The sequence below is a fragment of the Rhodococcus sp. SMB37 genome (assembly GCF_004345605.1).
Lineage (GTDB): Bacteria > Actinomycetota > Actinomycetes > Mycobacteriales > Mycobacteriaceae > Rhodococcus.
The window spans coordinates 156,967-181,466 of record NZ_SLVY01000015.1; the positions used below are offsets into that span (position 1 = coordinate 156,967).

21 protein-coding genes are annotated in these 24,500 nt (G+C 66.8%); 20 read left to right on the plus strand and 1 reads right to left on the minus strand.

The annotated features are described in order from the left end of the window. The first annotated feature begins 83 nt into the window (after positions 1-83). On the plus strand, positions 84-3,017 hold the full coding sequence (gene uvrA, locus EV641_RS22210) for an excinuclease ABC subunit UvrA (protein ID WP_132474580.1): 2,934 nt from the start codon (positions 84-86) through the stop codon (positions 3,015-3,017). Positions 3,018-3,044: 27 nt separating this feature from the next. Here the strand turns inward: uvrA and EV641_RS22215 are convergent, their stop codons facing one another. After that, positions 3,045-3,401, minus strand: a complete 357-nt coding sequence (locus tag EV641_RS22215; RefSeq protein ID WP_132474582.1) for a DUF1844 domain-containing protein — start codon at positions 3,399-3,401, stop codon at positions 3,045-3,047. 348 nt (positions 3,402-3,749) lie between these two features. On the opposite strand from EV641_RS22215, the gene infC reads away from it, so the two are divergent. The 19 genes from infC to tyrS all read left to right on the plus strand — a co-directional run bounded on the left by infC (position 3,750) and on the right by tyrS (position 24,150). Continuing rightward, complete coding sequence (infC, locus tag EV641_RS22220; RefSeq protein ID WP_132474584.1) at positions 3,750-4,448, plus strand: translation initiation factor IF-3; 699 nt, start codon at positions 3,750-3,752, stop codon at positions 4,446-4,448. A 73-nt stretch (positions 4,449-4,521) separates the two neighbouring features. After that, the gene (rpmI, locus tag EV641_RS22225; RefSeq protein ID WP_054807968.1) at positions 4,522-4,716 is read left to right on the plus strand and encodes a 50S ribosomal protein L35; all 195 of its coding nucleotides are present in this window, start codon (positions 4,522-4,524) and stop codon (positions 4,714-4,716) included. Positions 4,717-4,779: 63 nt separating this feature from the next. Continuing rightward, positions 4,780-5,160, plus strand: a complete 381-nt coding sequence (gene rplT / locus EV641_RS22230; protein ID WP_132474587.1) for a 50S ribosomal protein L20 — start codon at positions 4,780-4,782, stop codon at positions 5,158-5,160. A 38-nt stretch (positions 5,161-5,198) separates the two neighbouring features. Next, positions 5,199-6,011, plus strand: a complete 813-nt coding sequence (locus EV641_RS22235) for an RNA methyltransferase (RefSeq protein WP_132474589.1) — start codon at positions 5,199-5,201, stop codon at positions 6,009-6,011. 81 nt (positions 6,012-6,092) lie between these two features. Further along, positions 6,093-7,163: a phenylalanine--tRNA ligase subunit alpha gene (pheS, locus tag EV641_RS22240; RefSeq protein ID WP_132474591.1), complete on the plus strand. Its 1,071-nt coding sequence runs from the start codon at positions 6,093-6,095 to the stop codon at positions 7,161-7,163. Between the two features lie 115 nt (positions 7,164-7,278). After that, positions 7,279-9,765 carry a phenylalanine--tRNA ligase subunit beta gene (gene pheT / locus EV641_RS22245; protein ID WP_132474594.1) on the plus strand — a complete coding sequence of 829 codons (2,487 nt, stop codon included), beginning with the start codon at positions 7,279-7,281 and terminating at the stop codon, positions 9,763-9,765. Between the two features lie 40 nt (positions 9,766-9,805). After that, positions 9,806-10,222 (plus strand): hypothetical protein, encoded by a 417-nt coding sequence (locus EV641_RS22250; protein ID WP_054720954.1) that lies wholly within the window; start codon positions 9,806-9,808, stop codon positions 10,220-10,222. Positions 10,223-10,278: 56 nt separating this feature from the next. Continuing rightward, entirely contained in the window at positions 10,279-11,352 is a 1,074-nt protein-coding gene (gene argC, locus EV641_RS22255; protein WP_132474596.1) for an N-acetyl-gamma-glutamyl-phosphate reductase, read from the plus strand. Further along, positions 11,349-12,605, plus strand: coding sequence for a bifunctional glutamate N-acetyltransferase/amino-acid acetyltransferase ArgJ (gene argJ, locus EV641_RS22260; RefSeq protein ID WP_054717198.1), 1,257 nt, complete (start codon positions 11,349-11,351; stop codon positions 12,603-12,605). Before argC ends, argJ begins: the two co-directional genes overlap by 4 nt. Before the next feature lie 41 nt (positions 12,606-12,646). Continuing rightward, on the plus strand, positions 12,647-13,558 hold the full coding sequence (argB, locus tag EV641_RS22265) for an acetylglutamate kinase (RefSeq protein ID WP_054717195.1): 912 nt from the start codon (positions 12,647-12,649) through the stop codon (positions 13,556-13,558). After that, a complete protein-coding gene (locus EV641_RS22270) occupies positions 13,555-14,745 on the plus strand; it encodes an acetylornithine transaminase (RefSeq protein ID WP_132474598.1) in 1,191 nt (396 codons plus the stop codon). The genes argB and EV641_RS22270 overlap by 4 nt, the downstream gene beginning before the upstream one ends. A 2-nt stretch (positions 14,746-14,747) precedes the next feature. Then, positions 14,748-15,677, plus strand: coding sequence for an ornithine carbamoyltransferase (gene argF / locus EV641_RS22275; protein WP_132474601.1), 930 nt, complete (start codon positions 14,748-14,750; stop codon positions 15,675-15,677). Positions 15,678-15,679: 2 nt separating this feature from the next. Further along, positions 15,680-16,189: an arginine repressor gene (locus EV641_RS22280; RefSeq protein WP_054717193.1), complete on the plus strand. Its 510-nt coding sequence runs from the start codon at positions 15,680-15,682 to the stop codon at positions 16,187-16,189. A 48-nt stretch (positions 16,190-16,237) separates the two neighbouring features. Next, a complete protein-coding gene (locus EV641_RS22285; protein WP_054717188.1) occupies positions 16,238-17,437 on the plus strand; it encodes an argininosuccinate synthase in 1,200 nt (399 codons plus the stop codon). A gap of 3 nt (positions 17,438-17,440) precedes the next feature. Beyond that, complete coding sequence (gene argH, locus EV641_RS22290) at positions 17,441-18,865, plus strand: argininosuccinate lyase (protein WP_132474603.1); 1,425 nt, start codon at positions 17,441-17,443, stop codon at positions 18,863-18,865. A 134-nt stretch (positions 18,866-18,999) separates the two neighbouring features. Then, complete coding sequence (locus EV641_RS22295; RefSeq protein ID WP_054717485.1) at positions 19,000-21,987, plus strand: alpha/beta fold hydrolase; 2,988 nt, start codon at positions 19,000-19,002, stop codon at positions 21,985-21,987. 39 nt (positions 21,988-22,026) lie between these two features. Next, complete coding sequence (locus EV641_RS22300) at positions 22,027-22,248, plus strand: Trm112 family protein (protein WP_132474605.1); 222 nt, start codon at positions 22,027-22,029, stop codon at positions 22,246-22,248. Continuing rightward, a complete protein-coding gene (locus EV641_RS22305; RefSeq protein WP_132474607.1) occupies positions 22,233-22,850 on the plus strand; it encodes a DNA-3-methyladenine glycosylase in 618 nt (205 codons plus the stop codon). The genes EV641_RS22300 and EV641_RS22305 overlap by 16 nt, the downstream gene beginning before the upstream one ends. Before the next feature lie 22 nt (positions 22,851-22,872). Next, on the plus strand, positions 22,873-24,150 hold the full coding sequence (tyrS, locus tag EV641_RS22310; RefSeq protein WP_132474610.1) for a tyrosine--tRNA ligase: 1,278 nt from the start codon (positions 22,873-22,875) through the stop codon (positions 24,148-24,150). Positions 24,151-24,500 lie beyond the last annotated feature (350 nt).

Below are 24,500 nucleotides of genomic sequence, written 5' to 3' on the forward strand. Positions count from 1 at the left end.
GCCGCAGACCGGAACGTGTCGGTGGGCGCGCCTACGATGGGCCAGGGCCCGAATGAGGCCTTGTCGACTAGGAAGGAACTGGCGTGGCGGATCGCCTGATCGTACGAGGGGCGCGCGAGCACAACTTGCGCGGTGTCGACCTGGATTTGCCGCGCGACAGTCTGATCGTGTTCACCGGCCTCTCCGGGTCCGGCAAGTCGAGCCTCGCGTTCGACACGATCTTCGCCGAAGGTCAGCGGCGCTACGTCGAGTCACTGTCTGCCTACGCACGGCAGTTCCTCGGCCAGATGGACAAGCCCGATGTCGACTTCATCGAGGGCCTGTCCCCTGCGGTCTCGATCGACCAGAAATCGACGAACCGGAACCCGCGTTCGACCGTCGGCACCATCACCGAGGTCTACGACTATCTCCGACTGCTGTATGCGCGTGCCGGCGCACCGCACTGCCCGGTCTGCGGCGAGAAGATCGCACGGCAGTCACCGCAGCAGATCGTCGACCAGGTCCTCGAAATGGATGAGGGCCTCCGCTTCCAGATCCTCGCCCCCGTGGTGCGGACCAGGAAAGGCGAGTTCGTCGACTTGTTCGAGCACCTCACCGTGCAGGGGTACTCCCGCGTCCGGGTGGACGGGGTGGTGTACCCACTCTCCGAGCCGCCGAAGCTCAAGAAGCAGGAGAAGCACGACATCGAGGTGGTCGTCGACCGCCTCGCCGTGAAGTCCGCCGCCAAGCAGCGCCTCACCGATTCCGTCGAGACTGCGCTTCGCCTCGCCGAAGGCATCGTCGTACTCGACTTCGTCGACCGCGACGAGAACGCCCCCGATCGCGAACGCCGATTCTCCGAAACCCTGGCCTGCCCGAACGCGCACCCGCTCGCGATCGACGACCTCGAGCCGCGCTCGTTCTCCTTCAACTCGCCGTACGGTGCGTGCCCCGACTGCGCCGGTCTCGGCGTGCGCAAAGAGGTCGACACCGATCTGGTGGTGCCCGACCCCGACCGAAGCCTGGCCGAGGGCGCAATCGCGCCGTGGTCGATGGGGCAGAGCTCCGAATACTTCACCCGGCTGCTGACCGGGTTGGCCGGCGTCATGGGCTTCGACATCGATACCCCGTGGAAGAAGCTGCCTGCGAAGGTCCGTAAGGCCGTGCTCGAGGGCAGCACCGAACAGGTGCACGTCCGCTACAAGAACCGCTACGGTCGGGTCCGCTCCTACTACGCGGAGTTCGAGGGCGTCATGCCGTTCTTGCATCGCCGCATGGAACAGACCGAGTCGGAGCAGATGAAGGAACGCTACGACGGGTACATGCGCGACATTCCGTGCCCGACGTGCAATGGCACCCGACTGCGCCCCGAGATCCTGGCGGTCACGATCACCGCGGGTGACCGCGGCGCAAAGTCGATCGCCGAGGTGTGCGAGTTGTCGATCGCCGAGTGCGCCGACTTCCTGAACAGCCTCACTCTCGGCCCCCGCGAAGCGGCGATCGCCGGTCAGGTCCTCAAGGAAGTGCAGGCACGGCTCGGCTTCCTGCTCGACGTGGGCCTCGATTACCTCACCCTCGCTCGCGCCGCCGCCACCCTGTCCGGTGGTGAAGCCCAACGTATCCGCCTCGCAACCCAGATCGGCTCCGGGCTCGTCGGTGTCCTCTACGTGCTCGACGAGCCGTCGATCGGTCTGCACCAGCGCGACAACCGCCGGTTGATCGACACCCTCACCCGGCTGCGCGATCTCGGCAATACGCTGATCGTCGTCGAACACGACGAGGACACCATCCGTGCGTCGGACTGGGTGGTCGACATCGGCCCCCGCGCCGGAGAGCACGGCGGGCATGTGGTCCACAGCGGCACCTACAAAGGGCTCCTCGACAATTCGGAATCGATCACCGGTGCGTTCCTGTCGGGTCGCGAGACGATCCCGGTCCCACTCGTGCGCCGACCCGTCGATCCGAAACGCCAGGTCACCGTGATCGGTGCCCGGGAGAACAACCTCCGCGGAATCGACGTCGCATTCCCTCTCGGGGTGCTCACCTGCGTGACCGGAGTGTCGGGCTCAGGCAAGTCGACCCTCGTCAACGAGATCCTCGCGACCGTGATGGCCAACAAGCTCAACCGCGCGCGGCAGGTGCCCGGCCGGCACACCCGCATCAACGGTCTCGATCAGCTCGACAAGCTTGTGCAGGTCGATCAGTCACCGATCGGACGGACACCGCGGTCGAACCCTGCGACCTACACCGGGGTGTTCGACAAGATCCGCACCCTCTTCGCCGCGACCACCGAGGCCAAAGTCCGCGGCTACCAGCCGGGACGTTTCTCGTTCAACGTCAAGGGCGGCCGCTGCGAAGCATGCTCGGGCGACGGCACCCTCAAGATCGAGATGAACTTTCTGCCCGACGTGTACGTGCCGTGCGAGGTGTGCCACGGTGCCCGGTACAACCGGGAGACACTCGAGGTGCATTACAAGGGCAAGACGATCGCCGAGGTGCTCGACATGTCGATCGAAGAGGCCGCCGAGTTCTTCGAGCCGGTCACCTCGATCCACCGATACCTCGCGACCCTCGTCGAGGTGGGTCTCGGTTACGTCCGCCTGGGTCAGCCTGCAACGACGTTGTCCGGCGGTGAGGCGCAGCGCGTCAAGCTCGCCGCCGAACTGCAGAAGCGTTCCAACGGACGTACCGCCTACATTCTCGATGAACCGACGACCGGTCTGCATTTCGACGACATCCGGAAGTTGCTCGGGGTCATCAACGGGCTCGTCGACAAGGGCAACACGGTCATCGTCATCGAACACAATCTCGATGTGATCAAGACGTCGGATTGGATCATCGACATGGGCCCGGAAGGTGGCTCGGGCGGTGGCACCGTGGTTGCGGAAGGCACCCCGGAGGACATCGCGGCGGTCGAGCGCAGCTACACCGGTCGGTTCCTTGCGGAATCTCTCGCCGAGTCCGCTCCGGCCCCGCAGAAGAAGGCCGCTCGTCCCGCCCGCAAGCGTGCGCCCCGGAAGAAGGCCGCTGCCGGCTGAGCCGGCGGGACGAACACGCGCCGAACGTCAGTAGACAGGACCGGTGTATTTCTCGCCGGGGCCCTGACCGGGTGAATCCGGCACCGAGGATGCTTCCCGGAATGCCTTCTGAAGCGCCTGCAGGCCCTCACGGATCGGGCCGGCGTGTGGGCCGAGGTACTCCACCGAGGCGGTCACCAGCCCGGCGAGAGCGGTGATCACTCGGCGCGCCTCGTCGAGGTCGAGGCGGTCGCTCGCGTCGGGATTGTCGTCGGCCAGGCCAAGCTTCTCCGCAGCGGAACTCATCAGCATCACCGCAGCGCGGCTGATCACCTCGACTGCAGGGATGTCGGCGAGGTCGCGGACATCCGCGGGCTGGTCGGTGTGGTCGGGGGTATCGGTCATGTCCTCGAGGATCCCACCAGGGGCACGGTGCTCGGTTCCCGGGTGTGCGCTCCGACGTCCGATTGGGTGCCGACGTGCATCTCTTGCTAAACTGGATCTCACGACCGCCCTCGTGTACTCACGTGGGCAGCAAGTGGAGTCCGACTCCCACCTCTGGCCGGGTAGTTCAACGGCGCAGTGGTCCGGTCCTTCGAACGCTCCGGCGTACGAAGAGTTCATACCCATAAGGGTGTGGAACGTGGTTGCGGTAATAGCGCGGCGCGTCGACCGGTCGGTACGGACCCCGCGAGGTATAAGCACCGCAGCGGGGTTTTTTCGTCGAGGAATCGCCGGGCCCCGCGTGCTGCGGTGCGGTCAGAAGAGACCACACCGCATTTCTACCTAGGAGGCCCCATCAGCGCTGAGACCCGCATCAACGAACGCATCCGTGTTCCCGAGGTCCGGCTCGTCGGACCGGGTGGTGAGCAGGTCGGAATCGTGCGTGTCGAAGATGCACTCCGCCTGGCCATCGAAGCCGACCTCGACCTCGTCGAGGTGGCCCCCGACGCCCGCCCGCCGGTCTGCAAGATCATGGACTACGGCAAGTTCAAGTACGAAGCCGCGCAGAAGGCGCGCGAATCGCGCAAGAACCAGCAGCTGACCGTGATCAAGGAGCAGAAGCTCCGCCCCAAGATCGACGACCACGACTACGAGACCAAGAAGAAGAACGTCGTTCGCTTCCTCGAGGCCGGCTCGAAGGTCAAAGTGACCATCATGTTCCGTGGTCGTGAGCAGTCGCGGCCCGAACTCGGATTCCGTCTGTTGCAGCGTCTCGGCGCCGATGTCGCCGACCTGGGATTCATCGAGACGTCTGCGAAGCAGGACGGCCGCAACATGACGATGGTCCTGGCCCCACACAAGGGCGCGAAGACCCGCGCCAAGGCTCAGGAAGCTGCGCACGCCGCTCCGGCCAAGTCTTCCCGGCCTGCCCCCGCAGCACCTGCAGAACCCGCCGCGCCTGCGGCGCCGGAGCAGCAGGATCAGCCGGGAGAGGCACAGACCAGCTAGCCGCTCCGGCAGCACATCCGGTGCTGCGCGCGAGCACCGCACCGATGTATCCACGACAAGAACTGAGGACTCCATGCCCAAGTCGAAGACCCACAGCGGCACCGCGAAGCGTTTCAAGGTGTCCGGTAGCGGAAAGATCCTGCGCCAGAAGGCCGGTCGCCGCCACCTGCTCGAGCACAAGTCCTCGCGCGTGACGCGCCGCCTCGACGGCACCGCTGTCGTCGCGCCCGCCGACGCACCGCGCATCAAGCGCCTGCTCGACATCTGAGCCTTCCCGACCGACCATCCTGGGGGCCGAGTACCAGCCCCCCGAACCTGACAGGACATATCAGTGGCACGCGTGAAGAGGGCCGTCAACGCCCAGAAGAAGCGCCGTTCGATTCTCGAGGCCTCCAAGGGCTACCGCGGGCAGCGCTCGCGTCTGTACCGCAAGGCCAAGGAACAGCAGCTTCACTCGCTGACCTACGCCTACCGCGACCGTCGTGCACGCAAGGGCGACTTCCGCAAGCTGTGGATCACGCGCATCAACGCTGCGGCTCGCGCGAACGACATCACCTACAACCGGTTCATCCAGGGCCTCAAAGCTGCAGGTGTCGAGGTCGACCGCAAGAACCTCGCGGAAATCGCCGTCTCCGACGCCGAGGCATTCGCCGGCCTGGTCGCCGTCGCGAAGGCTGCGCTGCCGGCCGACGTCAACGCTCCTGCTGCCTGAGCGCGACGCTGAACGAGAATCCAGCACCGGAACGGCCCGTGGACCCGCTCACCGAGCGCACCCCACGGGTCGTTTCTGCTGTCAAACTGCTCCGTGCCGCAGAGCGGCGCAAAACCGGACGCTTCCTCGCGGAAGGTGAGAACTCGGTCACCGAGGCACTCGAGACCGGCGTCGTCCACGACGTGTTCGTGACCGAAGCTGCCGCCGAGCGTTACCGAGACCTCGTCACCATCGCGCAGGGCAGCGGCATCCGCGTCGGCATCGTCACCGACCGTGCCGCCGAGCGGTTGTCCGACACCGTCTCCCCGCCCGGTCTCGTCGCGGTGTGCAACACCCTCGACGTGCCTCTCGACTCGGCACTCGACTCCGGGTCACGGCTACTCGCGATCCCTGTCGAGATGGGGGAGCCCGGTAACGCAGGAACCCTCATCCGCGTCGCCGACGCCGTCGGGGCCGACGCGGTGATCCTCGCGGGCGACAGCGTCGACCCCCACAATGGGAAGTGCGTGCGTTCGTCCGCCGGCAGCGTGTTCCACCTGCCCGTCGTGCGGGAACGCGACACCACTCGCGTGCTCGACGCCGTGACCGCCGGTGGCATCCTCATCCTCGCAACCGCGGCCGACGGTGAGGTCGACCTCGACGAGGCCGACGAACTGCTCGCCGGTCCCACCGCCTGGCTGTTCGGCAGCGAGGCCCACGGACTACCCCCCGAGGTGGCCGCCCGCGCCGACCACCGGATACGGATCCCGATCCGCGGTCGTGCCGAATCCCTCAACCTGGCGACAGCCGCTGCGATCTGCATGTACGCAAGTGCCAGGGTGCAACACCGGTCCGCTGAGCGCCTAACCTAGGATTTCTATGGTGCGGCCTCGCTGCACCGGCTTCACCCACCAACGAAGAACCGTTCGCCCGAAGAAGGAGTTGCACCGGTCGTGGCCAAGAAAGAGGGCGGCACCCCGCCGGAAGTCGATCCCCAAGCGCTGACCGAGGACGCACTCGCTGCGGCAGAGAAAGCAGCCCTCGAAGGATTCGGCGCGGCCCGCGACCTCGACGAACTCGCCCAGGCGAAGATCGCTCACCTCGGGGACAAGGCACCCATCTCGCTTGCGAAGCGGGCCCTCGGCTCCCTACCCGGCCCAGAACGCGCCGACGCAGGAAAACGCGTCAACGCACACCGCACCGCAGTGCAGGCCGCCTTCGACGCGCGCCGCGAAGAACTGCAGACACAGCGCGACGCCGCGGTCCTCGTCGCCGAATCGATCGACGTGACCCTCCCCGCGACCCGCCGCCCGCTCGGCGCGCGGCACCCCATCACCATCATCTCCGAGCAGGTCTCCGACGTGTTCGTCGCGATGGGCTGGGAGATCGCGGAGGGACCGGAAGTCGAAACCGAGCACTACAACTTCGATGCCCTGAACTTCCTGCCCGACCACCCGGCCCGGACGATGCAGGACACTTTCCATATCGCGCCCGAGGGATCCCGCCAGGTGCTGCGCACGCACACCTCTCCGGTGCAGGTCCGCACGATGCTCAGCCGCGACATCCCGATCTACGTGGTGTGCCCAGGCCGAACCTTCCGCACCGACGAACTCGATTCCACGCACACCCCGGTGTTCTCGCAGATCGAGGGACTCGCGGTCGACAAGGGCCTGACCATGGCGCATCTCAAGGGCACCCTCGACGCTTTCGCCCGCGCCCTCTTCGGCCCCGAGACCACGACCCGGATGCGGCCGAACTACTTCCCGTTCACCGAACCTTCCGCCGAGGTCGACGTGTGGTTCCCGAACAAGAAGGGCGGCGCAGGCTGGGTCGAATGGGGCGGCTGCGGCATGGTCAACCCCAACGTGCTCCGCGCGAGCGGCATCGATCCCGACGTGTACGGCGGATTCGCGTTCGGCATGGGCCTCGAACGCACACTGCAGTTCCGCAACGGCATCTCCGACATGCGCGACATCGTCGAAGGCGACATCCGCTTCACCCTGCCCTTCGGGGTGCAGGGCTGACGCCCTGACCCGTGCCCTTCGGGGTGCAGGGCTGACGCCCTGGACCGTTGACCGACGGGATCCGGCGCCGACGCTCCGACCCGAGACCGACATCGAACGAGAAAGCTGAGCTCAAGTGCGAGTAGCGCAATCCTGGCTGGCGGAAATCCTGCAGCGCGCCACCCCCGAGTGGAACGTCACCCCGGAGGAACTCGACGCGGGCTTCGTGAGGGTCGGTCTCGAGGTCGAGGACATCGAGACCCTCGAGCGCGTCGATCATCTCGTCGTCGGCCGTGTCGAACAGATCACCGAGCTCGAGGGCTTCAAGAAGCCCATCCGGTTCTGCCAGGTCGATGTGGGAGAGGACGCGCCCCGCGGCATCGTGTGCGGTGCCCGCAACTTCGCCGAAGGCGACCTCATCGTGGCTGCATTGCCCGGTGCAGTGCTGCCCGGAGGTTTCGCCATCGCGTCGCGAAAGACGTACGGGCAGGTCTCCGACGGCATGATCTGCTCGGTCGCCGAACTCGGTATCGGCAAGGACCATTCCGGCATCCTCGTCCTGGAACCCGGCTCCGGTGAGCCCGGCGACGACGCGAACGACCTGCTCGGGCTCGGCGACACCGTCATCGAACTCAACATCACCCCGGATCGCGGCTACTGCTTCTCGCTGCGCGGTCTGACCCGCGAGCTCGCCTGTGGTTTCGACCTCGAGTTCATCGACCCGGCACATGTCCCGTCGCTGCCGTCCGATGGTGGGGAGAGCTACCCGATCCGCCTCGAACCGGAGGCCGGCGCGACGCGATTCGCGGCGCGGAAGGTCACGGGTATCGACCCGACCGCGGTCACGCCGTGGTGGATGCAGCGTCGCCTGCACACCGCCGGGGTCCGCCCGATCTCACCGGCCGTCGACGTCACCAACTACGTGATGCTCGAATTGGGCCAGCCGCTGCACGCGTTCGACGCTGCCACCCTGCAGGGTGAGATCGTGATCCGTCGCGCCGCAGTGGGGGAGAAGCTCGTCACGCTCGACGGTGTGGAACGCGACCTCGATCCCGAGGACGTCGTCATCACCGACGACAGCGGTGTCATCTCCCTGGCCGGAATCATGGGCGGCGCCACCACCGAGGTCGGCGACGGCACCACCGAGATCCTCCTCGAGGCAGCCACTTGGGATCCGCTCGCGGTGTTCCGCGGCAATCGCCGACACAAGCTCAGCAGCGAGGCCGGTAAACGATTCGAACGTACCGTCGATCCCGAGGTTGCGCTCGCGGCGCTCGATCGCGCGGCATCGCTGCTCGCATCGATCGCCGGCGGACGAGTCGAGCCGACCCTGACCGACATCTCGGTACCCACCGAGACCGTCTCGGTCCACATGGACATCGACCTGCCCGACCGCACCGCGGGTGTCACCTACGCGAACGGCACCGCCGCGCGCCGTCTCACCCAGATCGGCTGCGCGGTCGAGGTCGGTGTCGGTGACGACGGGCACGGTCAGCTCGTCGTCACACCCCCGTCGTGGCGTCCGGATCTGCGCCAGCCCGCGGATCTGGTCGAGGAGGTCCTCCGTCTCGAGGGCCTCGAGCAGATCCCCTCGGTCGTCCCGGCCGCGCCGGCCGGACGTGGACTGACCCCGAGTCAGCGTCGCCGTCGTTCGGTGGGCCGCGCGCTCGCCTCCGACGGCTACATCGAGGTCCTCGCCCCGGTGTTCCTGCCCGCCGGCGTGTTCGACACGTGGGCGCTCGACGCCGACGACCCGCGCCGCACCACCACCAAGGTCCTCAACCCGCTCGAGGCGGATCGACCGGAGTTGGCGACGACGCTGCTGCCGGGACTGCTCGAAGTGCTCTCCCGCAACATTTCGCGCGGACAGCGCGACGTCGCGCTCTTCTCGGTCGCGCAGGTCGTTCATCCCGGTTCCGAGACCACCTCGGTCGCGGCGCTGCCCGTCGACCGGCGCCCCACCGACGATGAGATCGCCCTCCTCGAACGGTCCCTGCCCGAGCAGCCCGTGCACATCGGCGGTGTCCTGTCGGGCCTGCGGGAACCCGCCGGCCCCTGGGGGCCGGGCCGGGCCGCTGAGGCGGCCGACGCGTTCGCCGCAGCCGAGACCGTCGCCCGGGCCGCGGGTGTGCAGCTCGAGCGTCGCGCGGCGCAGTACCTGCCGTGGCACCCGGGCCGCTGTGCCGCGCTGCTGGTCGACGGTGTCGTCGTCGGACATGCCGGTGAGCTCCACCCGGCCGTTGTCGAACGCGCCGGACTGCCCGCGCGGACATGCGCCTTCGAACTGAACCTCGATGCGCTGCCGATCGTGGAGCTGCTGCCCGCTCCGGTCGTGTCGCCGTTCCCGGCGGTCCTGCAGGATGTCGCGGTCGTGGTGTCGGACGAGGTGCCGGCCGCGCGGGTGGAAGCGGCCCTGCGTAGCGGTGGCGGCGAGTTGCTCGAGGACATCCGTCTGTTCGATGTCTTCACGGGTTCCCAGGTGGGCGAGGGGCGCAAGTCGCTCGCGTTCGCGCTGCGGTTCCGTGCGTACGACCGCACCCTCACCGAGGACGAGGCGAGCGCGGCTCGCGACAGCGCAGTCGCTGCGGCCTCGGCCGCCGTGGGAGCGGAACTTCGGGCGTGACGCGGCAGCGTCAGGTGGATGTGCGACGTAGCCTGGGAAGATGAGCACGCATGAATCGTCTCCCGGGCGGGTACCGGATCCCGACAAGCCGGAGGAACCCGCACCGGACGTGACCCCCGCCGGACCGGACACGCCGTCGGTGCCCGACGTGCCGCCCGGCCCATCGATACCCGACGTCCCACCGATCGATCCGGAGCCGACGCCCGATCCCGACATCACACCCAGCGGGACTCGGGCACCGACGATCGAGGAGATCACCGGATACACCGAAGGTGGAGTGCCGACCTTCGACTCGGTGCGCGACAAGATCGAGCGGCGAGCGGGGACAGCGATCGGTATGGAGGAACTGGCCCACGAGAGTGCGGCCGGTCGGACCCTCGACGAGAAGTACGAGGATCGGAAGAAGGCCGCGGCCGACAAACTCGACGAGATCCGGCGGGCCCTGAAGAACACCTGAGCCTGATCCCACCCCCGGTGATGAAATAAGTTGCACAACGGTGCATAATCAATCGCATGGGTAACTCACCGGCATTCACAGCGACACCGCAGTCGCCTCTCCGGGTCGCGGTCGCGGGCGCCAGCGGCTACGCGGGCGGCGAGGTCCTGCGCCTGCTCCTCACGCACCCCGCCTATCTGGACGGCTCCCTGGTCATCGGCGCACTCACTGCAGGCGGCAACGCCGGCGCCACCCTGCGCGAGTTCCACCCGCACCTGCACCCCCTCGCGGAACGAGTGCTCGCGCCGACCGACCTCGACTCCCTCGCCGGGCACGACGTGGTCTTCCTCGCGTTGCCGCACGGACACTCCGCTGCACTCGCCGAGCAGCTCCCCGACACCACCGTCGTGATCGACTGCGGCGCAGACTTCCGGCTCGAGGACGCCGACGACTGGCAGCGCTGGTACGGCACCGACCACGCCGGCACCTGGCCATACGGGCTTCCGGAACTCACCGGAAAGCGGGAGCAACTCACCGGTGCCACCCGCATCGCGGTTCCCGGCTGCTACCCGACGTCCGCGACTCTCGCGCTGGCGCCGGCCGTCGCAGCGGGGATCGTCGAGCCTACGGTCCAGATCGTCGCGGTCTCCGGCACCTCCGGCGCCGGCAAGTCCCCGCGGGTCGACCTGCTCGGTTCCGAGGTGATGGGCTCGGCCCGCGCCTACGGCGTCGCGGGCGCACATCGGCACACCCCCGAGATCAAACAGAACCTGTCCGCGCTCGCGGGCACACCCGTGACCGTCTCGTTCACACCCGTGCTGGCGCCGATGCCCCGCGGCATCCTGGCGACGTGCACAGCACCGACCACCGCGTCGGTAGCAGAGGTGCGCGCCGTCTACGAGAAGGCCTACGCCGACGAACCGTTCGTGCATCTGCTTCCGGAAGGAGCGCTGCCTGCGACCGGCGCCGTAGTCGGATCCAACGCCGTACAGATCGCCGTCACCGTCGACACCGACGCCGGACTACTGATCGCAATCGCCGCGATCGACAACCTCACCAAGGGCACCGCGGGTGGCGCCGTCCAGTCCATGAACCTCGCCGTCGGTCTCGCCGAGACCGCAGGCCTGCCCACCGTGGGAGTGGCACCGTGACCGACAACACCGACAAGCACGCCGAGCACGTATACGCCGATGCCGTCGAGATCGCCGGGGGCCGGCTGATCCGCGCCCAGGGCGTGACCTCGCCCGCCGGATTCCGGGGCGCCGGGATCCGGGCCGGTATCAAGGCCAGCGGAAACCCCGACCTCGCGCTCGTCGTCAACGAAGGCCCCGACCTCGCTGCCGCCGGTGTGTTCACCACCAACAAGGTCAAGGCCGCACCGGTCCTGTGGTCGCAACAGGTGCTGGCCTCGCACGCCCTGCGTGCCGTGGTCCTCAATTCCGGGGGCGCCAACGCATGCACCGGCCCCGGCGGTTTCCAGGACACCCACGCGACCGCTGAGGCCCTCGCCGCCGCGCTCAGCAATTGGGGCACCGACACCGGCGCCGGTGAGGTTGCCGTGTGTTCCACCGGTCTGATCGGTGACCGCCTGCCCATGGACAAGGTCCTCGCCGGTGTCGAGGAGATCGTGCACGAACTGGCCGGCGGAATCTCCGGTGGAACCGATGCCGCCTACGCGATCATGACCACCGATACCGTCCCCAAGCAGGTCGCGTTGCACCACGCCGACAAGTGGAACGTCGGCGGGATGGGCAAGGGCGCCGGCATGCTCGCCCCCGCGCTGGCCACGATGCTCGTCGTCCTCACCACCGACGCCGTCGCGACCGCCGAACAACTCGACGAAGCGCTGCGCGGAGCGACCCGCATGACGTTCGACCGGCTCGACATCGACGGTGCCACCAGTACCAACGACACGGTTCTGCTCCTCGCGTCCGGCGCCAGCGGCGTCACCCCGAGCCAGGACGAGCTCAACGCCGCCGTCCTCGCCGTGTGCGACGATCTTGCAGCGCAGATGATGGCCGACGCCGAAGGCGTCACCAAGCGTGTCACTGTCACGGTGCGCGGTGCCGCCTCCGAATCCCACGCACTGATCGGTGCCCGCACAGTCGCCCGCGACAGCCTCGTCAAGACCGCGCTGTTCGGCTCCGACCCCAACTGGGGTCGCGTCCTCGCTGCGATCGGTATCGCCCCCATCGAGCTCGACCCCGACAAGATCTCGGTGACGTTCAACGGAAGCCCGGTGTGCATCGACGGTGTCGGCGCACCCGGTGCCCGCGAGGTGGACCTGTCCGGCATCGACATCGCATTGGAGATCGACCTCGGTGTCGGCGACGCCGAAGTGTCCATCCGCACCACGGACCTCTCCCATGCCTACGTCGAGGAGAACTCGGCCTACTCGTCCTGATCGGGCGGCCCCCACCTTCCCGGTCGATACAGGAGAACCTCATGACCGACGACCTCATCGCGAGTCTGACCTCGCACCAGAAGGCGTTCGTGCTCGCTGAAGCCCTGCCGTGGCTGCAGAAGTTCCGCGACAAGATCGTCGTCGTCAAGTACGGCGGCAACGCCATGACCGACGACATCCTCAAGGCTGCGTTCGCCGCCGACATGGCGTTCCTGCGCACGGTCGGCATCCACCCCGTCGTGGTGCACGGCGGTGGCCCGCAGATCAACGCCATGCTGAAGCGGCTCGGCATGGAAGGCGAGTTCCGTGGCGGCTTCCGCGTGACCACACCCGAGGTCATGGATGTCGTACGCATGGTGCTGTTCGGACAGGTCGGCCGCGAACTCGTCGGCCTGATCAACAGCCACGGGCCGTTCGCGGTCGGGATCTCCGGTGAAGACGCGCAACTGTTCACCGCAACCCGTCGCACCGTCGTCGTCGACGGAAGCGACACCGACATCGGACTCGTCGGTGACGTCACCACTGTCGACCCCGCAGCGGTGCTCGACCTCATAGCGGCGGGCCGCATCCCCGTGGTATCGACGATTGCGCCCGACGCCGACGGCGTCGTGCACAACATCAACGCCGACACCGCCGCCGCGGCCCTCGCCGAGGCGCTCGGCGCGGAGAAACTCGTCGTCCTCACCGACGTCGAAGGTCTCTACACCGACTGGCCCGACCGCAGCTCGCTCACCTCGTCGATCGACACTGCCGCGCTCGAGACGCTCCTGCCGTCACTCGACTCCGGCATGGTCCCCAAGATGGAGGCGTGCCTGCGCGCCGTGCAGGGCGGAGTTCCCACAGCGCACGTCATCGACGGACGCCAGCCGCACTCCGTGCTGCTCGAACTGTTCACCGAAGAAGGCATCGGCACCATGGTGGTGCCGGCCCCCGACAAGGAAGGCGCCGCATGACCGGCACGTCCGAGCTCCAGCAGCGCTGGTCCGGCTCACTCATGAACAACTACGGCGTACCCAAGGTCGCACTGGTCGCCGGTAACGGTGCCGTTCTCACCGACGCCGACGGCAGGCAGTATCTCGATCTGCTCGGCGGAATCGCGGTCAACAGCCTCGGTCACCGCCATCCGGCTGTCATCGAGGCTGTGACCGGGCAGCTCAACCAGCTCGGGCATGTGTCGAACCTGTATGCGTCGCAGCCGGTGCTCGACCTCGCCGAGCAACTCCTCGGACTCTGGGGGCATCCGGGCCGGGCGTTCTTCTGCAACTCCGGCACCGAAGCCAACGAAGCCGCGTTCAAGATCGCGCGGCTCACCGGCCGCCCCAAGATCATCGCCGCCGAGAAGGCATTCCACGGCCGCACCATGGGCGCCCTCGCACTCACGGGCCAACCGGACAAGCGCGCACCGTTCGAACCGATGCCCGCAGGCGTCGAATTCGTCCCGTACGGCGATCTCGACGCGCTCGCCGCTGCGATCGACGACACCACCGCCGCTGTATTCCTCGAACCGATCATGGGCGAGTCCGGTGTCGTCGTACCGCCCGAGGGATACCTTGCCGGCGCACGTCGCCTCACCTCCGAACACGGCGCGCTGCTCGTGCTCGACGAGGTGCAGACCGGTGTCGCCCGCACCGGTACCTTCTTCGCGCACCAGGCGGCGGGCATCGTTCCCGACGTGATGACCCTCGCCAAGGGACTCGGCGGTGGCATGCCCATCGGTGCGGTCCTCGCGACCGGACCCGCTGCAGACCTGCTCACGCCCGGCAAGCACGGCACAACCTTCGGTGGCAATCCTGTGTGCGCGGCTGCCGCGCTCGCGGTGCTGCGCACGATCGACGAGCAGAACTTGCTCGACCACGTCGATTCGGTGGGCAAGACCCTCTCCGCCGGAATCGAAGAACTCGGTCACCCACTCGTGGAACACGTGCGCGGTTCGGGCCTACTCCTCGGTGTGGTGCTCACCGACACGAAGGCCGCTGCCGTCGAAACCTCCGCGCGCGACGCAGGATTCCTGGTCAACGCGGCCGCACCCGACGTGATCCGGCTCGCGCCCCCGCTCATCCTCACCGAGGAGCAGGCGAACGGGTTCGTCACTGCGCTTCCGGAGATTCTCGACGCCGCATCCCGGGAAGGGAACCAGTGAAGATGGTCAGGCATTTCGTCCGCGACGACGACCTCACGCCGACGGAACAGAACGAAGTCCTCGAACTCGCCGCAGAGCTGAAGAAGAACCCGCTCTCGCGTCGCCCCCTCGAAGGCCCGTACAGCGTCGCTGTCCTGTTCGACAAGACGTCCACGCGGACCCGCTTCTCGTTCGATGCGGGCATCGCACAACTCGGAGGGCACGCGATCGTCGTCGATGCCGGCGCCACCCAGATCGGCAAGGGCGAAACCCTCGACGACACAGCCCGCATGTTCTCCCGCTTCACGAAGGCGGTGGTGTGGCGCACGTACGGACAGGACCGCGTCGAGACGCTCGCGGCCCACTCCGAGGTACCTGTGGTCAACGCGCTCACCGACACGTTCCACCCCTGTCAGGTCCTCGCAGACCTGCAGACCATTCGCGAGAACAAGGGCAGCACTGCCGGCCTGCACATGACGTACTTCGGTGACGGTGCCAACAACATGGCGCACTCGCTGATGCTCGGAGGCGTCACCGCCGGTATGCACATCACGATCGCGACACCGGACGGGTTCGTACCGGATCCTGAGGTCGTCGAGGCCACCCGCGTTCGCGCCGAGCAGACCGGCGGAAGCATCACCATCATCGGTGACCCCCGGGCCGCGGCGGAGGGCGCCGACGTCCTCGTCACCGACACGTGGGTGTCCATGGGACAGGAGAACGACGGCCTCGACCGCGAAGCGGTGTTCCGGCCGTTCCAGCTGAACGACGAGATCGTCGCATTGTCGAAATCCGATTCGATCGTGCTGCATTGCCTTCCTGCCTACCGCGGCAAAGAGATCACCGCCGAGGTCATCGACGGCCCCCGTGCGGTGGTGTGGGACGAGGCCGAGAACCGTCTGCACGCGCAGAAGGCTCTGCTCGTGTGGCTGCTCGAACAGAGTCGGAGCTGACGATGAGCACCGTGCACGGCCGAGACGACATCGCGGTGAGTGCCCCGACGCGAGCCGCCCGGCAGGCACGCATCATTGCGCTGCTGGCCACCCGCGCGGTGCGTAGTCATACCGAGCTCGCGACCCTGCTCGCCGATGAGGGCATCGAAGTCTCGACCGCCACATTGTCCCGCGACCTCGAGGAGCTCGGAGCCGTCAAGCTCCGGGCGGCCGACGGGGGAGCGGGCGTGTATGTGGTCCCGGAGGACGGTAGTCCGGTACGCGGGGTCACCGGCGGCACCGACCGCCTGTCGAAACTCCTCGGTGAGCTTCTGGTCTCGACCGACTCGAGTGGCAACATCGCGGTGTTGCGGACCCCACCCGGGGCAGCGCACTATCTGGCCAGTGCACTCGATCGTGCATCATTACCGGAAGTGGTCGGGACGATCGCGGGAGACGACACCATCGCGGTGATCGCTCGCGAACCGACTACGGGAGCCGACCTGGCTGCGAAAATCGAATCACTCGCCTGACCTACCACTGATAGACGTACGTCGAAAACAAGAAGGAGCACAATCACCATGGCCGATCGCGTCGTACTCGCCTACTCGGGCGGGCTGGACACCTCCGTTGCCATCAGCTGGATCGGCAAGGAGACCGGCAAGGAGGTCGTCGCCGTCGCCATCGACCTCGGCCAGGGCGGCGAGGACATGGAGGTCGTGCGTCAACGCGCCCTCGACTGCGGTGCCGTCGAATCCGTCGTCGTCGACGCCAAGGACGAGTTCGCGACCGAATACTGCCTACCCACCGTGCAGGCCAACGCCCTCTACATGGACCGGTATCCACTGGTCTCCGCGATCAGCCGCCCGCTGATCGTGAAGCACATCGTGCAGGCCGCTCGCGAGCATGGGGGCACCATCGTCTCCCACGGCTGCACCGGCAAGGGCAACGACCAGGTCCGCTTCGAGGTCGGCTTCGGCGCTCTCGCCCCCGACCTGCAGGTCATCGCACCCGTCCGCGACTACGCCTGGACCCGCGAGAAGGCCATCGCCTTCGCAGGCGAGCACGGCCTGCCGATCAACGTGACGAAGAAGTCGCCGTTCTCCATCGATCAGAACGTGTGGGGACGTGCCGTCGAGACCGGCTTCCTCGAGGACCTGTGGAACGCTCCCACCAAGGACGTCTACGACTACACCGAGGACCCCACCCTCAACTGGCAGGCGCCCGACGAAGTCATCATCAGCTTCGAGGGAGGACGCCCCGTCGCCATCGACGGCAAGCACGTCACCGTGCTCGAAGCGATCCAGCAGCTCAACAAGCGCGCCGGTGCTCAGGGCGTGGGCCGCCTCGACATGGTCGAGGACCGCCTCGTCGGCATCAAGAGCCGCGAGATCTACGAGGCCCCTGGTGCCATCGCGCTGATCACCGCCCACCAGGAACTCGAGCACGTCACCCTGGAACGCGAGCTCGGCCGCTACAAGCGCCGCGTCGAAGAGCGCTGGAGCGAGCTGGTCTACGACGGCCTGTGGTTCTCCCCGCTCAAGTACGCGCTCGACGCATTCGTCGAGAAGACCCAGGAACGGGTCACCGGCGATATCCGCATGGTCATGCACGGTGGCCACATCTCGGTCAACGGCCGCCGCAGCCCCGAGTCGCTGTACGACTTCAACCTCGCCACCTACGACGAGGGCGACAGTTTCGATCAGTCGAATGCCAAGGGCTTCGTGCAGATCCACGGCCTCTCGTCGAAGGTTGCGGCCAAGCGGGACCTGGGACTGTAAGCGATGACCCAGGCTCACGGCACCAACGAAGGTGCCCTGTGGGGCGGCAGGTTCGAATCCGGACCTGCCGCCGCCATGGCGGCTCTGAGCAAGTCCACGCACTTCGACTGGGTGCTCGCCCCGTACGACGTGCGCGCGTCGCAGGCCCACGCGAAGGTCCTCCATGGTGCGGGGCTGCTGACCGACGCCGATCTCGCGACGATGCTCGACGGTCTCGAACGGCTCGCCGCGGACGTCGCGTCCGGCGCGTTCACCCCGGCCGTATCCGATGAGGACGTGCACGGTGCGCTCGAACGCGCTCTCATCGAGCGGGTCGGCCCGGAGGTCGGAGGACGGTTGCGGGCGGGCCGGTCGCGCAACGACCAGGTCGCCACACTGTTTCGTATGTGGCTCCGCGACGCCGCACGGCGCATCGCCGACGGAGTACTCGACGTCGCCGACGCCATCGCCGGCCAGGCTGCGGCCCATCCGGACGCCATCATGCCCGGTAAAACGCATCTGCAGGCGGCGCAGCCCGTGCTCCTCGCGCATCACCTGCTTGCACACGCGCATCCGCTGCTGCGCGACGTCGACCGCCTGCGTGACTTCGACAAGCGTGCGGCCGTGTCGCCCTACGGCTCGGGTGCACTCGCAGGGTCTTCGCTCGGACTCGACCCCGACGCGATTGCAGCGGATCTCGGATTCGACTCGGCCGCGAACAACTCGATCGATGCGACCAGTTCGCGCGACTTCGCAGCCGAGGCTGCGTTCGTGTTCGCGCAGATCGCTGTCGACCTGTCGCGCATGGCAGAGGAGGTGATCCTCTGGAGCACACCCGAATTCGGTTACGCCACACTCGCCGATGCGTGGTCCACGGGATCGTCGATCATGCCGCAGAAGAAGAACCCCGACGTCTCCGAACTCACCCGGGGCAAGGCCGGTCGCCTGATCGGCAATCTCACCGGGCTGCTGGCCACGCTCAAGGCGCAGCCGCTCGCATACAACCGGGATCTGCAGGAAGACAAGGAACCGGTCTTCGATTCGGTTGCGCAGCTCGAGTTGTTGCTGCCGGCGATCACCGGGCTCATCGCGACACTGACGTTCCACACCGACCGCATGGCAGAACTCGCACCGGCCGGTTTCACCCTCGCCACCGACATCGCAGAATGGATGGTCCGTCAGGGCGTGCCTTTCCGTGTCGCACACGAAGCGGCCGGGGCGTGCGTTCGAGCCGCGGAAGGGCGCGGTGTCGGGCTCGACGAGTTGACCGACGACGAACTCGCCGCGGTCGATCCCGCGCTCACTTCCCAGGTCCGCGAGGTGCTCACGGTCCAAGGGTCGGTCGCCTCGCGGAACGCGCGTGGTGGCACGGCGGGGGTTCGGGTCGCCGAGCAGCTCGACGGAGTACGCGAAGTAGTGCAGGACCTGCGTTCGTGGGTGCGTTCCTGACAGAGTGAAGAGTTCGGGACACGACTTGCACTGTCGGGAGACACTCACCGACGCGACACCGACAGCCGCCCGCCGTGTGGCAGGCTGAGAGCCGTGACCGGGTGTGCCGGAACGCCGGATGGAGGGGGCGGTAGGTGGAGCTGAGCGGTAACGCTGTGATCGGATCCCTGCGGCGTGTGGTCGCGACGGCGCAGAACGGTCTCGAGGTGGTGCGATTCGGCGGCCTGGAATCAGGGGCGACACCGTCCCCGTTCCAGGTCGTCGTCCGCACCCCGATGTACCGACTGCGGCGATATTTCCCCGAGTCCGACACGGCTGCCTCAGGAATCCCGATCGTATTGGTGCCGCCGATGATGATGTCGGCCGACGTGTACGACGTCACCCCGGAAACGGGCGCTGTCGGATTGCTGCACTCGATGGGCCTCGACCCCTGGGTCGTCGACTTCGGGTCACCGGATCAGGAAGAGGGCGGGTGGGGGCGGACCCTCACCGATCACATCGTTGCCCTCGACGAGATCATCGACCGAGTTCACGACTACACCGGCCGCGCCGTCCATCTGTCGGGGTACTCGCAGGGCGGCATGTTCTGCTACCAAGCGGCGGCCTATCGACGGAGTCGTGGCATCGCCAGTCTGGTGACGTTCGGGAGCCCCGTCGACACTCTGGCTGCGCTTCCGTTCGGTATCCCTGATGCAGTTGCCGTCCGATCGGCCGATTTCCTCGCCGACCACGTGTTCAACCGCCTTGCGATCTCGGGCTGGATGGCGCGCGCGGGCTTCCAGTTCCTGGATCCGGTCAAGAGCGTGCGCTCGCGCATCGACTTCCTCCTACAGTTGCACGACCGTGAGGCACTGCTGCCGCGCGAGCCTCAGCGCAGGTTCCTGGACACCGAAGGCTGGGTTGCGTGGTCCGGCCCGGCGGTGGCCGAACTACTACGACAGTTCATCGCACACAACCGGATGATGAGCGGCGGGTTCGTGATCAACGACCGCGCCGTCAGCCTCGTGGAGATCACCTGCCCGGTTCTCGCGTTCGTGGGCGAGGTCGACGACATAGGCCAGCCACTCGCCGTGCGCGGTATTCGCAAAGCTGCACCTCGTGCCGAGGTGTACGAATACTCACTGCGCGCGGGTCACTTCGGGCTTGTGGTGGGATCCGTTGCTGCACAACAGACATGGCCCGCCGTCAGTGAATGGGTGCAGTGGCGTGACGGTCAGGGGGACCGACCGGTCGGCGTGGCACCGATGAAGACGCCGGACCCGCACGGTGAAGGTGAGACCGGTGTGACGATCGGCAATCGCATCACCCATACCGCCACGACCATCGCTGAGGTCGGCACCGAAGTCGTCGGGGGTCTTGCCGGACTCGCGGCCGGCGCGGTGCGTGGAGCCCGTGAACTGTCGGGCGAGGCGGTACGTGCCCTGCCGCGGCTCGCGCGGTTGGGGCAACTCCAATCGCATACGCGTGTCTCCGTAGGAAGTCTTCTCGCGGAACAGGCCCGCAAGGCGTCGCATCGCGATTGCTTCATCTACGACGACCGGGTGTATACGTACGAGGTCGTCGACACGAGGATCGACAGCATCGTCCTCGGACTCATCGGCTGCGGCATCCGCCCGGCCATGCACGTCGGTGTCCTGATGGGAACCCGACCAAGCGCGATGGCCGCCGTTGCAGCGGTGTCGCGGCTCGGAGGCGTGTCGGTGATGCTGTCCGAGGGGCCTGATCTCGCCGAAGCCATCAGGCTCGGTGCCGTGGAGACGATCGTCGCCGACCCGGAGCGCCTCGACCGTGCAGCTGCAACCGGTCTTCCTGTGCTCGTCCTGGGCGGTGGAAACCTTCGTGAACTCGATGTCCCTCCGGGAGCAGAGGTGGTCGACCTCGAACGTTTCGACGTGTCGACCGTCGAGTTACCGGGCTGGTACGTCCCGAACCCCGGTCTCGCCCGCGAGCTGGCTTTCGTGTTGTTCACAGGAAGCGGCGACACGCTCGAGATGAAGCGGATCACGAACCACAGGTGGGCGCTGTCGGCCTTCGGAACCGCTACCGCGGCGTCACTCGATCGTGGCGATACGATGTATTGCCTTGCGCCTCTGCATCATTCGTCCGGACTCCTGGTCGGGCTCGGAGGCGCGCTCGCGGGTGGTGCGCGGATCGCCTTGTCTCGGGAGTTGGACCCCACGCGCTTCCGCGAGGAGATTCATCGGTACGGCGTGACGGTGGTGACCTATACATGGTCGATGCTGCGTTCGATCCTCGACAGCTCCTCCTCGCATGCCGACGACATCCATCCCATCCGGCTGTTCCTCGGCTCCGGCATGACGCCCGGCCTGTGGCGACGCACCATGGAGCGCTTCGAGCCTGCCCGAGTACTCGAGTTCTACGCCTCGACCGAGGGCGACATCGTGCTCGCGAACGTCTCAGGGGCGAAGGTCGGCTCGAAGGGGCGGCCGTTGCCGGGGAGCGCCGACGTCCGACTGGCTGCCTACGATCCGGTGTCCGGTCGACTCCTCGAAGACGACCGTGGATTCGTGCGGGAATGTGATCCCGACGAGGTCGGGCTGCTGCTCGGCCGACGGGGTCACTCCGCCGAGGCGATCACCGGTGTCATGCGCGGCCTTTTCGAACCGGGCGACGCCTGGGTACCCACGGAGAATCTGTTCCGTCGCGATACCGACGGCGACTTCTGGCTTCTCGACAACAAACGTTCCGTCACCGTGACACAGCATGGCCCGGTCTATGCGCAGCCGGTCGTCGACGTCCTCGGCAACCTCCCCCGGGTCGACCTCGCCGTGTCGTACGGCGTCACCGTCGGTCACCGTCACATCGCGGTGGCAGCGGTCACGCTCCGTGAGAATCGTGCGCCGACCGCCGCCGAGATCACCGTGGCGTTCGATGCCCTGCCCGTCGGTGAGCGTCCCGACCTGGTACATGTGGTCGCCGAGATTCCCCTGGGTCCGTCGTATCGCCCGATCACCGAGGTTCTGCGTGCGCGAGGGCTACCTGCGCCCAGCGTCCGGTCCTGGTACGCAGACCCGGCAACGGGGATGTACCGTCGGTTTACCAAGGCGGTGTCGACCAAGTGGACGTCGGGCACGGGCCGGACCTGTCCGCCGGCGCGGTAACCTGAGCGCGTTCACCATCAGCTCGTCGAGAGGACATCCGTGGCCGTCGATCCCACACTGTTGAGCATCCTGGCCTGCCCACAGGACAAGGGGCCGCTTCTCCTCGTCGACGACACGGTTCTGTACAACCCCAGGCTGCACCGCGCGTATCCCATCGAGAACGGAATCCCGGTTCTGCTCGTCGACGACGCACGTGACGTCTCTGACGGCGAGCACGAGGATTTCGTCTCGCGCGGGGCCGCCGGATGGGCCACGAGCTGACCTCGGATCGTCTTTCGGCACTCGATCCGGTTGCTGCAGCGCGCGTCTTACTGGCTGCTCATATCAGCGTCGGTGAGGTGACGCTGCGTATCACCGAGGTCGAGGCGTACGGCGGACCTGAAGATGGTCCGTGGCCGGACCCGGCCGCACACTCGTACCGTGGTCCGACCGGCCGCAACCGGGTCATGTTCGGACCGGCCGGCCACCTGTACGTCTATCGCAGCTACGGAATCCACCACTGCGCGAACGTCTCGGTCGGTCCCCCCGGCGTAGCCTCCGTGGTGTTGTTGCGCGGTGCCGAAGTGATCACCGGTGAATCGGCAGTGCGGACCCGGCGGACACCCGGCACCCCCGTGGAGAATCTCGCGCGCGGCCCCGGCAATCTTGCGGAGGCACTGGGTCTGACTCTCGACGACAACGGTCTCGACGTCTTCGCACCGGACGCGCGGGTATCGGTCACCCTCTCCGAGGTGAAATCACAGGTGGCGACCGGTCCGAGAGTGGGGATCAGTGTCGCTGCCGACCGGCCGTGGCGGTTGTGGATCCCCGGTCGGATCGGTGTCTCCGCATACCGAAGGAGCCCACGCGCTCCGATGCTCTGAACCGTAATGGGATGATCGAACGGTGACTGAGCAAATTCTGGACGAACTGACCTGGCGCGGGCTCATTGCCCAATCGACCGATCTCGACGCACTCCGACGGGACCTCGATGCAGGTCCGATCACGCTCTATGCCGGATTCGACCCCACCGGGCCGAGTCTGCACGCAGGTCACCTCGTACCGCTGCTCGCGCTCAAGCGTTTCCAGCGCGCAGGCCACCGGCCGATCGTGCTCGCCGGCGGTGCTACCGGCATGATCGGCGATCCGCGCGACGTGGGAGAGCGGACGATGCAGTCTTCCGACACCGTTGCCGATTGGTCAGAGCGCATCCGCGGTCAACTCGAGCGATTCGTCGACTTCGGCGACCCGGACACCGGCGCAGTCGTGGTGAACAACCTCGACTGGACGGGTCAGCTCGGTGTCGTCGATTTCCTGCGGGACATCGGTAAGCACTTCTCGGTCAACGTCATGCTCGCGCGCGACACCGTCAAACGCCGGCTCGAGGGCGACGGTATCTCGTACACCGAGTTCAGTTACATGCTGCTGCAGGCCAACGACTACGTGGAACTTCGCCGCAAGTACGGGTGTGCGCTCCAGGTCGGTGGCTCCGATCAGTGGGGCAACATCATCGCCGGTGTCGAACTGAACCGACGCACCGACGGGGCCTCGGTGCATGCCCTGACCGTTCCGCTCGTGACCTCCTCGGACGGCAAGAAGTTCGGGAAGTCGACCGGCGGCGGAAGCCTGTGGCTCGACCCGGAGATGACGAGTCCGTACGCGTGGTACCAGTACTTCGTCAACGCGGCAGACGCCGACGTGATCAAGTACCTGCGGTGGTTCACGTTCCTGTCGCGGGAGGAACTGGCGGAGCTCGAAACCGCAACTGCCGAACGTCCGCACGCACGCGAGGCACAGAAGCGTCTCGCAGCGGAGATGACGACCCTTGTCCACGGTGAAGCGAATACCCGTGCCGTCGAGCACGCGAGCCTCGCGTTGTTCGGGCGCGGCGAACTCGCGGAGCTCGACGAAGGAACGCTTGCTGCGGCGTTGACCGAGGCGGCGGTTTCGGAGGTGCGTGACGGCGATCCGAACACCATCGTCGACCTTCTCGTCGCGACGGAGCTGTGTGAGAGCAAGGGTGCGGCGCGGCGGACGGTCAAGGAAGGTGGTGCGTCAGTCAACAACGTCCGAGTCTCGAGCGAAGATTGGACGCCGTCGGAGAATGATCTGCTCCACGGCCAGTGGATGGTTGTTCGTCGCGGTAAACGGAACTTCGCCGGCGTGCGCATCGTGAAGGACTGACACGAGGGTGACGCCACCGCTGTCGGGGGTCTGACCAGGCGATTTGACGCTCTGTTGGCGGTGGCGTAACTTTGTTGTCGTTCGAGCGACAGGGACACCAACCCGAGCCGAGAGGGTCGGGTATATGGTAGTGTTCAGTTCGCAAGGATTATCACAGCGAGAATTCGAACCGGGTTTGCGCCCGACAAGAATTTATGTGATAGGTTGGAACGGTTGCCCCGGAGCGGTTCGGAAGTATTTTCGAACGGCGACGGCGTGTGCGTGTTCTTTGAGAACTCAACAGTGTGCCGATGAATGTCAGTGCCAATATTTTTTGGTGCGACCCCCACATTTTTGTGGGTGGTTGTTTG

What these genes read in the sequence shown, in the direction of transcription:
- EV641_RS22250 (WP_054720954.1), top strand. Translation starts at nt 9,806, where the DNA reads ATGAGCACGCATGAATCGTCTCCCGGGCGGGTACCGGATCCCGACAAG.
- argB (WP_054717195.1), top strand. Translation starts at nt 12,647, where the DNA reads ATGACCGACGACCTCATCGCGAGTCTGACCTCGCACCAGAAGGCGTTC.
- EV641_RS22305 (WP_132474607.1), top strand. Translation starts at nt 22,233, where the DNA reads ATGGGCCACGAGCTGACCTCGGATCGTCTTTCGGCACTCGATCCGGTT.
- EV641_RS22285 (WP_054717188.1), top strand. Translation starts at nt 16,238, where the DNA reads ATGGCCGATCGCGTCGTACTCGCCTACTCGGGCGGGCTGGACACCTCC.
- argC (WP_132474596.1), top strand. Translation starts at nt 10,279, where the DNA reads ATGGGTAACTCACCGGCATTCACAGCGACACCGCAGTCGCCTCTCCGG.
- EV641_RS22270 (WP_132474598.1), top strand. Translation starts at nt 13,555, where the DNA reads ATGACCGGCACGTCCGAGCTCCAGCAGCGCTGGTCCGGCTCACTCATG.
- EV641_RS22215 (WP_132474582.1), bottom strand. Translation starts at nt 3,401, where the DNA reads ATGACCGATACCCCCGACCACACCGACCAGCCCGCGGATGTCCGCGAC.
- rpmI (WP_054807968.1), top strand. Translation starts at nt 4,522, where the DNA reads ATGCCCAAGTCGAAGACCCACAGCGGCACCGCGAAGCGTTTCAAGGTG.
- argF (WP_132474601.1), top strand. Translation starts at nt 14,748, where the DNA reads ATGGTCAGGCATTTCGTCCGCGACGACGACCTCACGCCGACGGAACAG.
- EV641_RS22280 (WP_054717193.1), top strand. Translation starts at nt 15,680, where the DNA reads ATGAGCACCGTGCACGGCCGAGACGACATCGCGGTGAGTGCCCCGACG.
- argH (WP_132474603.1), top strand. Translation starts at nt 17,441, where the DNA reads ATGACCCAGGCTCACGGCACCAACGAAGGTGCCCTGTGGGGCGGCAGG.